We start from the raw sequence: 11,232 nt of genomic DNA on the forward strand, positions 1-11,232 counted from the left end.
ATCAACCTAGCATGAAGTATTTGGTGTGTAACATGATGGCATGACACCCGCCATCGGCGCCAGCGACACCGGCTTCAGCGCGGCCGGCGCCACCGAGCCGTCGGCCGCTTCGGACGGTCTCGCGCACGCCGCGATCTACAACGTCGAGTCGAGCGACCCGCGCGATGAGCTGGTCGATCGCGGGGACGCCACGCCGGCGGATATGCAACAGATCGCCGCACTCATGCAGGCGCTGGGGCAGCTGCGGGAGGCCGAGCAGCGACTCTCGACGGCGTCGCGGCGGTACATGAAGCTCAACGAGACGGATATGCGGGCGCTGCACTATCTGATCGTCTGCGCGAACCGCGACGTGACGGCGACGCCCGGGGGAATCGCCCATCATCTCGACATCTCGACGGCGTCGACGACCAAGCTGCTCGATCGGCTCGAAAAGGGCGGCCACATCATCCGTGCGCCGCATCCGACCGACCGGCGGGCTCTCGCGATCTCGATCACGGCCGAGACCCGGCGGGCCGCCATGGAGACGGTGGGGCGTCAGCAGGCCAAGCGCTTCTATGCGGCGGCTCGGCTGTCGCCGGTCGAACGGGATGTCGTCATCCGCTTTCTGGAGGACATGACGGCGGAGATCACCCTCACGGGAGAGGAGTCGTGGGCGCTCGACGACGCCCACGAGTGATCACCCTCAGTGAGCGGCGTTGTACGCCTCGACGACGGGAGCGGGAATGCGCCCACGTTCGGAGAGCGTGTAACCGTTGTCATTCGCCCAGGCGCGGATCGCCGCGACCTCGGGATTGCGGGCGGGGCGCTTTCGCGAGCTGCCTGAGCGGGGGGCCGCGGCGCCGGACGAGCCGGCGCGGCGCGCGGCCGAGATGTAGGGCTCGAGCGCCGCGCGGAGCTCGGCGGCGTGCTCGGCGTTGAGGTCGATCTCCCATGAGGTGCCGTTCAGCGAGAAGTGGATGGTCTCGCCATCGCCGACTTCGAGGACGCTGCCGTCGATGTCGTCGACCAGCTGGTGCACAATTCTTCTCGCCATAGGAAAGACCATAGCGATGTATCGTATTGGCGACAAGTGCAGTATTGATGCCTGAATAGGAATTCTGCGGAAATACCGAAATCACCGTGCGCTATTCGAGCGCAATTGCATCGAGAAATGGGCGCCCGTCAGGGGAGCAAGCCCGCTCTGCGCGCTTTCGCGACGGCGGAGTGCCTGGTCGAGGCATCGAGCTTCGCCATCGCCGCGGCGAGATACGCCTTGATCGTTCCCTCGGTGAGCTGCAAACGGGCGGCGACTTGGGCGTTCGTCTCGCCGAGCGCGACACGGGCGAGTACGTCGGTCTCGCGTCGAGACAGCCGGATCGGACTCACGGACGGCGTCGACGGCGCTCCGGTCCCTCCTGCCAAAGACACCAGACGTCGTTCGAGCGTTCCGATGCGGGCGCGCAGCGCGGGGTCTTCGATCGAAGCGGCGATGCCGCGCAATTCGACGAATGCCTCGCGCAATTCCTCCCGGTGCGCTGCGGGGATTCCGGTGCCGCCCGCGGGCGTCGCGCCGAGTCGGCGCTGCACCTCGTCTCGGATGCGCAGTTCCTCGGCGACGGACTGCGCAACCTGCATCGCGGGGGCGGTCGAGACGCCGCCCGCGGGAGCCGACTCCCAGGCTCCGGCGTAGAGGACTCCGCGCGCGCGTCCGTCCACGATGATCGGCAGAGCGAGGAGCGTGCGCAGCCCCTCACCGAGCACGAATCCGTCGTAGTCGTGCGTGATCTGGCGGGAGGATCCATAGTCGCTGGTCATCCGAGGTCGCTGCTCGGTCATCGCCCGGCCACCGAGCCCTCGCTCCGGGCGGACCCGCAACCCGTCCAGCCGCCGCGTGCGGTTGCCGACGATGCTCGTCACGCTCACTTCGCCGCCTCCGCCGCCGTGACCGTCGGAGAGCAGGCCGCCGAATGCGACCGGGAACCCGGTGCGGCGCACGAGCTCGTGCACTGCTCTCGCGACGAGTTCCATCTCGGACTCGTCCCCGGGCGTCGTGCTCACGACCACCTGTCCTCCCGGGCGACTGCTGCGGCTGCGGGGCGACGGCGCCGTTCCCCGTGATGGCGACGAGGCTACCACCGGTGCTCGTCGTCAGGGGTGCGCGGGCCCCCGCGGCCTACTCGCGGGAGCCCACGCCATACCCGGAGCGCGAAGGCTCCCCGCCCCCTGCCTCCAGGTCGAGCAGGAACCTCTTGCGTTCGGGATGGGCGCCGTATTGCCCGGCTGATCCGTCGGAGCGCACCACCCTGTGCACGGGGACGATGATCGAGAAGGGCGTCACGCGACAGGCGGTGCCCACGGCTCTGGCCGCACCGGGATGCCCGGCGGCGATGGCGACCTCGCCGTAGCTCATGGTCTCGCCCCATTCGATCGTGCAGATCGTCTGCAGCGCGGTGCGGGTGAATCCCTCGGCGAGCCGCCAGTCCAATCGCAGATGGTCGGTGAACCGGACCGGTGTGCCCTCGAAGTAGTCGTCGAGCAGACGGGCGAGTTCATCGGCAGCTCCGGGGGCCGGCTCCGGGGTCGCGCCGAGTTGTCGGGAGACACCCTCGAGCAGCCACGGCACCGTGGGGTCGATCGCCTCGGAGAGGTCGAAGCGCACGATGCCCTCGGCGGAGAACACTGCGAGAGCGTCGCCGAAGGGCGTCGGTGCGAAGTCGTATCGGAAAGTCATGCGTCCATCCTGGCTCGCCGCGCCGACGTGCCGGGCGGTCGAACCCGCGAACGGGGGAGAGCTCGATCGAGATCGTCACCTGGGGACGAGGAGTGCGACAGGCTCCGTTCCTGGCCTGCAGCAGCGCAAAATCCGGGGAAACCCGCCAGGGATACCGGCCGTGCCGTATGTCGCGCATAGTGTGTGAGATGTGTGGCGACGTGATGGCAAGGCCGCGAGTGACGCGGCGACGGATGCTGCCGTGACCCTCGGCGATCTGAGCACGTCGGCGACGGGCATCGGCGTCGCGCACGCGGCCGAGTCCGAGCGCATCCGGCTGCGGGCCGAGGCGGCAGACCTGGGCGGGCCGTCGCCCCTGGTCTCCTTCCGCGACACCGTGGAGTCCGGCATCGACATCTCGAAGGCCCATCCCGGCAGCCTGCCCCAGTTCATAACCGGCAAGTCGACTCTGCTGTCGAATCTGTTCCGCGACGAGGTCGGCCTGCGCACCGCGAGACTGGCTGCCGACCGCATCACCGCGAAGAACACCGAGCTGCGCACCGTACGCGGCATCGACGCCGTGCATCTGGCGGTCGGCGTCGCGGGCTGGCGGATCGGCGGCGCGGACTTCGCCGCACCGGTGCTGCTTCGGCCGCTCGCGATCCGCCGGCACCACTCCGACTTCGAGCTGAAGCTGCAGGGCTCGTTCGAGGTGAACCCGGAACTCGTGCGCATCGCGCGCGAGCACTTCGGCATCACCATCGATGCGACCGCCCTCGCGGCCCTCGCCTACGACGGCGGCATCTTCAAGCCGCAGCCGGTCATCGACAGCCTGCGCGCGACCACTCGCTCCATCGACACGTTCTCGGTGCAGCCCCGCCTGGTCGTCTCCACGTTCGCCGATGTCGCCGGTTCCATGTCCCGTGACAACCGCACGCTCGATCACGTCGTGCTCAATGCGCTCGCCGGCCACGTCGGCGACCGTGAGCAGGTCACTGTCCGTCGTCCGGAACCCCGGCACATCGGCCCGGACGACCGTACGCCCGCCTCGGACAATCTGCTCCTCGATGCGGATTCCGAGCAGGAGGCCGTGCTGGCGCGGATCACTGCGGGGCACTCCCTGACCGTCGCGACGCTTCCTGGCACGGGCGGCACGCAGACGGTCATCAACGCGCTCGGCGAGCTCGTCCGCGCCGGACGCCGCGTGCTCGTGGTCTCGGCCCGGCGCTCCACGCTCGACGGGGTGCGGCATCGCCTCGCCGGGATCGGACTCGACCGGCTGGCGATCTCCACCGCGGCCGTGCGGCGCGACCTGGTCCGGGCGATCGGGCGCAACGAGAAGGCGACCTCGCCCAAGATCAGCGAGGTCGACGACGCGCTCGTCCGCCTGCGCACCGTGCTGCTCGACTACCGCCGAGCCCTCACCGCCGAGGTCGCCGGCACCGGAGCCTCGGTGCTCGACGCGACCCGCCAGCTCACCCGGCTCGCCTCGCTGCCGCATCCGCCGTCGACGACGGCTCGCCTGAGCCCGGACGCACTGCGGAGACTGTCGCACGACCGCTCGGCGGCGGCCGAGGCGCTCGCGCACGCCGCACGCCTCGGCGAGTTCCGATTCGGCCCGAACGACTCCCCCTGGTACGGGGTCAGCTTCACGACCACCGAGGCCGCACGCGCGGCGCACCAACTGGCCGGTCGACTGCACGCGGAGAGCATCCCCGCCCTCCTCGAGCGCGGATACGCGCTGATCGCGCAGACGCACATGCGTCCGTTCGCGACCGTGGACGAGCTGGGTGAGTACCTGGACCTGCTGCAGGGCATCAGGGACTCCCTCGACCGGTTCAGCCCATCGGTCTTCGAACGCCCGCTCGGTGAACTCATCCAGGCGCACGGCTCGCGCCGGGACTCACCCGGGATGTCGAGCGCGAACCGGCGCCGACTGAAGCGGCTCGCGAAGGAGTACGTCCGTCCCGGCGTGCACGTCACCGAGATGCACGAGGCCCTGTTGCGCATCCAGACCCAGCGCACGCAATGGCAACGCTGCGTGGATGCCGGCGTGCAGCCGGAGATCCCGCTCGGCCTCAGCGAGGTGCATGCCTCCTGGGAGCGGGTGCAGTCGGAACTCGCCGAGCTCGACACAGCCCTCGGCCGCCGAGAGCCACTGGCGTCGCTTCCGGTGGCCCGATTGGTGCGCACGCTGGCCGGCCTCGCGGCGAAGTCCGATGTGTTCGACAACCTCGTCGAGCGTGCGCAGCTGCGCGATCGGCTCGCCGAACTGGGCATCGCTCCGCTCCTCGCAGAACTCTCCGTGCGCCACGTCGCCGAGTCGCGCGTCGGGGATGAGCTCGAGTTCGCCTGGTGGCAATCGCTCCTGGAGCGTGCGCTGCAGGACGACAGGGCACTGCTCGGTGCGAACACCGCCGTGGTCGACCGCCTCGAGCGCGACTTCCGTCTCGTGGACGAGGCGCACGCGGCCGCCGCAGGTCCGCTGCTGGCGTGGCAGCTCGCCAACCAGTGGAAGATCGCGATCGTCGACGAAGCGCAGGAGGCGCAGAACCTGCGTCGGGCACTGACCCAGCCGGGCACGACGACGGCCGAGATCGTCAGCGCGGCCCCCACCCTCGTGAACACCCTCGCGCCGGTGTGGATATCGTCTCCGTACCTCGTGCCCGAGATCCCGGACTCCGTCGAGTTCGACACCGTGCTCCTCGTCGACGCGGCAGCCATCAACCTCGCGGAGGCAGCTCCCGCGATCCGACGTGCGCGGCAGGTGGTCGCCTTCGGCGACCCGGTGACCCAGAAGCCGACGCCCTTCCACGTCGCGGTCGATCCGGGGCCGCAGTGGGAAGCAGAGGTGCCGTTCGATGAGACCTCGGTGTTCGAGCGCCTGTCCGAGCTGCTTCCCGTGATGACCCTGACCCGCAGTTACCGTGCGGGCGGCGAGGACCTCGCCGAGCTCATCAACGACGCCTTCTACGGCGGCGAGATCGTCTCGCTGCCCTGGGCGGGGTCGTACCTGGGTCGCGGCAGCCTCGCCGTGGACTACGTCGAGGGCGGGACCGGCACCCCCGACCCGATCTCGGGCGCCGTGGAGAGCCCCGACGCCGAGGTCGCCAGGGTGGTCACGCTCGTGGTCGAGCATGCGGTGCACCGCCCTGAGGAGACGCTGATGGTGGTCACCGCCAGCGCGCGCCATGCCGAGCGCGTGCGCGCCGCCGTCACCGCGGCGTTCGCCGGTCGCTCCGATGTCGCGGCGTTCGTCGGTCGTGACACGATCGAGCCCTTCACCGTGCTGACCCTCGAGGAATCGGTCGCCGAGAGCCGCGACCGCGTGATCTTCTCGCTGGGCTTCGGTCTGACCAAGCACGGACGCGTCCTCAGCGACTTCGGGGATCTGTCGACCGCCGACGGCGAGCGGCTGCTCACGGTCGGCATGACCCGGGCGCGACGCTCCATGGTCATCGTCTCGTCCATCCGCCCGTCCGCCTTCGACGAGGGGCGCCTCGAGCACGGAGCGGCGACACTCATGTCGATCCTCGGCAACCTCGCGAGTCGCGGCCGCGACGCTCGTCTCGAGGATCTGGCCGACCCGCTGACGCTCGCGCTCGGGAGGGAGCTGCGCCGGCTCGGAGCATCCGTGGACGTCGACTACCGTGGCCTGCTGCCCTTGGTCGCGCAGCACGACGGCAAGGCCGTCGTCATCGAGGCCGACCCGGAGTCCCGGGGGGAGTCCCTGCGCGAGACGCTGCGGCTGCGGCCCCAGGTGCTGCGCCGGCTCGGGTGGCACTATGTGCGGGTGCACGCGTTCGACCTGTACAGCGATCCGGCGACCGCGGCGACCCGCATCGCCGAGGTGCTGGGCATCTCGCCCTCGGCGCCGCGCGCCGAGCAGGACACGCAGCCGATCGACCCTCTCGAGGCCTGAGGTGGCCGAGGAGCGGCCGCAGCACGTCGAGAAGGTGCCCGGCTCACGTCGCGCGCGGCTGACGGCGGTCCCGGGAACGGACCCAGAACCCGAGAGCGGCCCCGATGCGGCGAAGCGGCAGAGCTCTGCGGCATCCGACGGCGCGCAGGGACCGAACGATCAGCGGATGCTGCAGGACGTGCCGCCGCATTACTGACGCGACCACGAAGACGCGCCCGCCGCATCCGTGGAGGATGAGACGGGCGCGTCGTCGGCCGCTGCGGTCAGCTCGAGGCGGCGTCCTTGCGCAGGAGGTCGCGGATCTCGATGAGCAGCTCCTGCTCGGTGGGGAGGGTGTCCTCCTCGACCTTCGGGTTCTTCGCGGCCTGGTGCTCCTTGTAGGCGTTCATCGGCACGACGAAGACGAAGTACACGACCAGGGCGACGGCGAGGAAACTGATGATCGCCGAGACGAGATCACCCAGCGGGAATGTCACGAGCTCGTCGCCGTAGATGTTGGGGATCTGCGGTCCGAACTGGCCGGCGGCATCCGCCTTGAAGAAGACCGACACCAACGGGTTGATGATGCTGGAGACGACGGTGTTCACGATGGCCGTGAACGCACCGCCGATGACGACCGCGACCGCGAGGTCGATGACGTTGCCGCGGGTGATGAACTCCTTGAAGCCTTTGAACATGTTCACTCTCCTGAATATGGGGGCCTCAGGATGAGGCGGGGGTCGGGGCAGCAGCGGGCTTGGCGCTCGTCTTCGACTCGGACGTCGACGTGGACGCGGGCTTCGATGAGCCGGAGTCCGACTTCGAGCCGGAGCCCGAGCGCGAGTCGGTGCGGTAGAAGCCGGAGCCGTTGAAGGTCACGCCGATCGAGCCGTACTGCTTGCGCAGCGGGCCGCCGCACTCGGGGCAGACGGTGAGAGCGGCGTCCGAGAAGCTCTGGACGGCGTCGAACTGGTGGCCGCACGATGTGCAGGCGTAGGCGTAGGTGGGCATCGGATCCTCAGCGGGTCAGCGTCGCGACGGCGACAGGGTCAGAGTCTGCGCCGGGGTCACGACGCCGGTCACCGGCTGATCGTGCACCTCCCGGGGCAGGGAGTCGAGTATCTCGGAATCATAGATCACCGCGAAGACGGGCGGGCACTTCTCCATCGACCCGATGGTCTTGTCGAAATAGCCGCGGCCCCAGCCCATGCGCATGCCGGTGCGGTCGACGGCGGCGGCGGGGATGATCATCAGGTCGACGTCGTTGACGGCGATCGGTCCGAGCACCTCGCCGGTGGGCTCCGGCAGTCCGAAGAGCCCCTCGGCGATCTCGTCGTCGTCGGTCGCGACCGCCCAGTCCAGCAGCCCGTCGGTGCGGGTGATCGGCAGCAGCACGCGGATGCCGCGTCGCACGGCTCGGGCGATGAATTCCCTCGTGCCGGGCTCGGTGGTGGTGGAGAGGAAGCACGAGATGGATCGGGCGCCGACGCTGTCGACGAGTTCGTCGAGTCTCGCGCCGATCGCGGCCTCGGCCTCGGCGCGCTGCGCCTCGCTCAACAACTGGCGCCGTTCGCGGAGTTCGGCGCGCAGCGCTCTCTTGGCATGCTCGATGTCGTTCGACATGGCTCCGAGTCTACGGCGCGCTCACAGGTAGGCTGTGGGGATGCGTCATGAGAAGATCAAGGCCGTCATCCCCGCCGCAGGACTGGGAACGAGGTTCCTGCCCGCCACCAAGGCGATGCCGAAGGAGATGCTGCCCGTCGTCGACAAGCCGGCGATCCAGTACGTCGTCGAAGAGGCGGCGGACGCCGGAATCGAGGACATCCTCGTCATCATCGGTCGCAACAAGAACGCGATCTCGAACCACTTCGACTCGGTCCCCGAGCTCGAGGTCAGGCTCACCGAGAAGGGCGACACCGGTCGCCTCGAGCGGGTCATGAAGTCGAGCGACCTCGCCGACATCCACTACGTGCGCCAGGGCGAGCCGAAGGGACTGGGCCACGCCGTGCTGCGGGCCCGTTCACACGTCGGCGAGAGCTCGTTCGCGGTGCTCCTCGGTGACGACCTCATCGATGCACGCGATCCGCTCCTCACCGAGATGATCGCCGAGCACGAGCGCACCGGCGCTGCCGTGATCGCACTCATGGAGGTCGACCCGGCGAGCATCCACCTGTACGGCGCCGCCGCCGTCGAGGAGATCGACGGCTCCGACGCCGTCCGCGTGACCGGGCTCGTCGAGAAGCCCGCGCAGGAGGATGCTCCGTCGAACCTCGCGGTGATCGGACGCTACGTGCTTCCGGCATCCGTCTTCGAGATCCTCGAGCGCACGGAACCTGGCAAGGGCGGCGAGATCCAGCTGACGGACGCGCTGCAGGAACTGGCGACGTCGCCGGACGGACCCGGCGTCTCCGGCGTGATCTTCCGCGGCCGTCGCTACGACACGGGAGACCGCGTCGACTACATCAAGGCGATCGTGCAGCTCGCCTCCGACCGCGACGATCTCGGCCCGGAGCTGCGGCCCTGGCTGAAGGACTTCGCGGAACGCCTCTAGGCGCGAGGCGGCGGGATTCGCGTGATGGATGCGGCGTCGGGGGTGCGGCACGGTCCGGTCGAGATCAGGCTGGTGCGACCGCGCGACGCGCGCGTGCTGCAGCAGGAGCTGCTGACGAATCGCTCCTGGCTGCAGCCGTGGGAGGCGACCGTTCCGTACGGGTCGGTGTCCTTCGACATGCGGGTGAGCATCCGCCGCCTGCTGCAGCAGCACCGCGAGGGTGCGGGATATCCCTTCGTGATGGAGTACGACGGGCAGGTCGCCGGCCAGCTCAACGTCTGGGGCGTCTCGCGCGGATCGCTGTGCTCGGCGACGATCGGGTACTGGGTGAGCGAGCGTTTCGCCGGGCGCAACATCACGCCGACGTCGGTGGCCCTCGCCACGGACGCGTGCTTCGTGGAGTACGGGCTGCACCGGATGGAGATCTGCATCCGTCCGGAGAACGCTGCGAGCCTGCGCGTCGTGCAGAAGCTCGGATTCCGGTACGAGGGCCTGCGGCGGCGCTACATCCACATCGACGGGGACTGGCGCGATCACTACGCGTTCGCCCTGACGAAGGAGGATGTTCCGCAGGGTGTGCTCGCACGCTGGCTCAACGGTCAGGTGCCCGCGCGTGCGGCGGACATCCCGCCGGCGGATCGACTCACGATCTGATCGCGACACGCGCCGCGGAGTGCGGTGTGTCGCGAGCTGTTCCCCTACCGTTGTCGATATGGACGGGCCGGTGCTGAGCGGGGGAGTGATCGTGCTCGTCGCCGTGCTCCTGTGGATGCTCTACCTGCTGCCGTCGTGGCGCGGGCGGTCCCAGTACAACGCGGCCGAGCGCAATGCCGTGCGGCTCAATCAGGCGCTCCGTGTGCTTGCCGAGACGAGCGAGACCCCGGAAGAGGTGCGGCTCGAGCTCACGGCTCGTGCCGCTCACGCCCAGCAGCGGCTGGCGAAGCGCCTGCAGTCCGAGAAGGAGTCGGCCGAGCTCGTGCTGCTGAAGCAGGAACTCGCCGCGGCCAAGGCCGATCCCGTGGTGCGTCAGGCACGCGCCCGGCGTCGAATGCGTCTCACAGGGACCGGGATGCTGCTCGCCGGGCTCGCTACCGCTGGGCTGGGCGTCTGGCAGCTCGTGGCGGCGCAGTCGCAGCTGCTGCTGTGGATCGGTGGCGTCACCAGCGTCACGGCACTCTGGGCTCTGCAGAGGATGGCTGCGGTGTCTGCGCGTGCGGCTCGCGCCGCGCGTCGTCCCGCTGTCGCGGCCGCCGAGCCCATCGTGCGTCGCCCGGCACAGGAGATCCACGATCAAGGTCCCGCGACATGGACCCCGCGTCGTCTGCCGGAGCCGCTGGTGTCGGTCGCCGGCTCGCGTGCGCAGCAGGCGATGGCGGAGGCATCCGCGCAGGAGGAGCGCCGCAAGGCCGCCCGTCTCCAGGAACTCCGTGTCAGGGCCGCGGAGATGGCTCCCGCCGAGCCGGTGAGGCTGCCCGCGGCATCGTCGTCGCCCTACGCGAAGATGGGCTTCGTCGACGACGCGGAGATCGAGGAGCATGTGCGTCAGCTGCTCGCCCGACGCGCCGCAGGGTGACCTCGTGGCGCGAGCACCACTCGTCGCGTGATAACGTAGACGAGGTTCACGGGCCTATGGCGCAGTTGGTAGCGCGCCTCGTTCGCATCGAGGAGGTCAGGGGTTCGAATCCCCTTAGGTCCACCAATGTGTTGAGTCGCGTCATAAGCGACATGTGAGTCGCGTGATAGGCGACTATTGGGAGAAAGAGCTCGGCCATCGGCCGGGCTCTTTCTGCGTGTTGCGCCAGTAGGTTCTGGTGGGGTCGATGGTGTTGGTGGCGATGATCTCTCCGGTGTGTTGATGGACGACGGTGATGGTGGTGTCGTCGGCGATCAGGAGGACTGGTGTGCCGCGGTGGGCGATGCCGACGCCGAGGTGGTGCATGCGTGCGGCGCGGCGGAAGCTGATCTGAACCGCCCTGGGTTTCGTTCCGTTCCTTTATCGAGAGGATGGGAACATGCCCGCGAAGTATCCGGAAGCGTTCAAGGACCGTGCGGTCCGCATGGTGTTGGACAGGCTCGAGGCCGATGAGGACG

13 protein-coding genes and 1 tRNA gene are annotated in these 11,232 nt (G+C 69.2%); 7 read left to right on the top strand and 7 right to left on the bottom strand.

Going from position 1 to position 11,232, the window contains the following annotated elements:
• The first annotated feature begins 40 nt into the window (after nt 1–40).
• Complete coding sequence (locus ACI3KS_RS03330; protein WP_404915185.1) at nt 41–676, top strand: MarR family winged helix-turn-helix transcriptional regulator; 636 nt, start codon at nt 41–43, stop codon at nt 674–676.
• A 6-nt stretch (nt 677–682) separates the two neighbouring features.
• On the opposite strand, the gene ACI3KS_RS03335 is transcribed toward ACI3KS_RS03330, so the two are convergent.
• The 3 genes from ACI3KS_RS03335 to ACI3KS_RS03345 all read right to left on the bottom strand — a co-directional run bounded on the left by ACI3KS_RS03335 (nt 683) and on the right by ACI3KS_RS03345 (nt 2,710).
• Nucleotides 683–1,033, bottom strand: coding sequence for an Lsr2 family protein (locus ACI3KS_RS03335; protein ID WP_404915187.1), 351 nt, complete (start codon nt 1,031–1,033; stop codon nt 683–685).
• Between the two features lie 128 nt (nt 1,034–1,161).
• Nucleotides 1,162–2,037, bottom strand: a complete 876-nt coding sequence (locus tag ACI3KS_RS03340; protein ID WP_404915188.1) for a LuxR C-terminal-related transcriptional regulator — start codon at nt 2,035–2,037, stop codon at nt 1,162–1,164.
• Between the two features lie 115 nt (nt 2,038–2,152).
• The gene (locus tag ACI3KS_RS03345; protein ID WP_404915190.1) at nt 2,153–2,710 is read right to left on the bottom strand and encodes a methylated-DNA--[protein]-cysteine S-methyltransferase; all 558 of its coding nucleotides are present in this window, start codon (nt 2,708–2,710) and stop codon (nt 2,153–2,155) included.
• A 190-nt stretch (nt 2,711–2,900) separates the two neighbouring features.
• On the opposite strand from ACI3KS_RS03345, the gene ACI3KS_RS03350 reads away from it, so the two are divergent.
• Nucleotides 2,901–6,611 (top strand): AAA family ATPase, encoded by a 3,711-nt coding sequence (locus tag ACI3KS_RS03350; RefSeq protein ID WP_404915192.1) that lies wholly within the window; start codon nt 2,901–2,903, stop codon nt 6,609–6,611.
• 1 nt (nt 6,612) lies between these two features.
• A complete protein-coding gene (locus ACI3KS_RS03355) occupies nt 6,613–6,807 on the top strand; it encodes a hypothetical protein (RefSeq protein WP_404915194.1) in 195 nt (64 codons plus the stop codon).
• Nucleotides 6,808–6,874: 67 nt separating this feature from the next.
• Here ACI3KS_RS03355 and mscL read toward each other — a convergent pair whose 3' ends face one another.
• Genes mscL through ACI3KS_RS03370 form a run of 3 tightly spaced genes read right to left on the bottom strand, consistent with a single transcriptional unit; the run spans nt 6,875 to nt 8,213 of the window.
• Nucleotides 6,875–7,288, bottom strand: coding sequence for a large conductance mechanosensitive channel protein MscL (gene mscL / locus ACI3KS_RS03360; RefSeq protein WP_404915196.1), 414 nt, complete (start codon nt 7,286–7,288; stop codon nt 6,875–6,877).
• A gap of 25 nt (nt 7,289–7,313) precedes the next feature.
• Complete coding sequence (locus ACI3KS_RS03365; protein ID WP_404915198.1) at nt 7,314–7,601, bottom strand: FmdB family zinc ribbon protein; 288 nt, start codon at nt 7,599–7,601, stop codon at nt 7,314–7,316.
• Between the two features lie 15 nt (nt 7,602–7,616).
• A complete protein-coding gene (locus ACI3KS_RS03370; RefSeq protein WP_404915200.1) occupies nt 7,617–8,213 on the bottom strand; it encodes a 5-formyltetrahydrofolate cyclo-ligase in 597 nt (198 codons plus the stop codon).
• Between the two features lie 40 nt (nt 8,214–8,253).
• On the opposite strand from ACI3KS_RS03370, the gene galU reads away from it, so the two are divergent.
• From galU to ACI3KS_RS03390, 4 genes are all read left to right on the top strand, one after another.
• The gene (gene galU, locus ACI3KS_RS03375; protein ID WP_404915202.1) at nt 8,254–9,141 is read left to right on the top strand and encodes a UTP--glucose-1-phosphate uridylyltransferase GalU; all 888 of its coding nucleotides are present in this window, start codon (nt 8,254–8,256) and stop codon (nt 9,139–9,141) included.
• A 24-nt stretch (nt 9,142–9,165) separates the two neighbouring features.
• On the top strand, nt 9,166–9,795 hold the full coding sequence (locus ACI3KS_RS03380) for a GNAT family N-acetyltransferase (RefSeq protein WP_404915204.1): 630 nt from the start codon (nt 9,166–9,168) through the stop codon (nt 9,793–9,795).
• 58 nt (nt 9,796–9,853) lie between these two features.
• A complete protein-coding gene (locus ACI3KS_RS03385) occupies nt 9,854–10,714 on the top strand; it encodes a hypothetical protein (RefSeq protein ID WP_404915206.1) in 861 nt (286 codons plus the stop codon).
• A 50-nt stretch (nt 10,715–10,764) separates the two neighbouring features.
• Nucleotides 10,765–10,840, top strand: a tRNA-Ala gene (locus ACI3KS_RS03390).
• A gap of 48 nt (nt 10,841–10,888) precedes the next feature.
• On the opposite strand, the gene ACI3KS_RS03395 is transcribed toward ACI3KS_RS03390, so the two are convergent.
• Entirely contained in the window at nt 10,889–11,080 is a 192-nt protein-coding gene (locus ACI3KS_RS03395; protein WP_404915208.1) for a hypothetical protein, read from the bottom strand.
• Nucleotides 11,081–11,232: the final 152 nt, after the last annotated feature.

Origin of the sequence: Microbacterium sp. ZW T5_45 (genome assembly GCF_044987415.1) — a bacterium.
GTDB lineage: Bacteria > Actinomycetota > Actinomycetes > Actinomycetales > Microbacteriaceae > Microbacterium.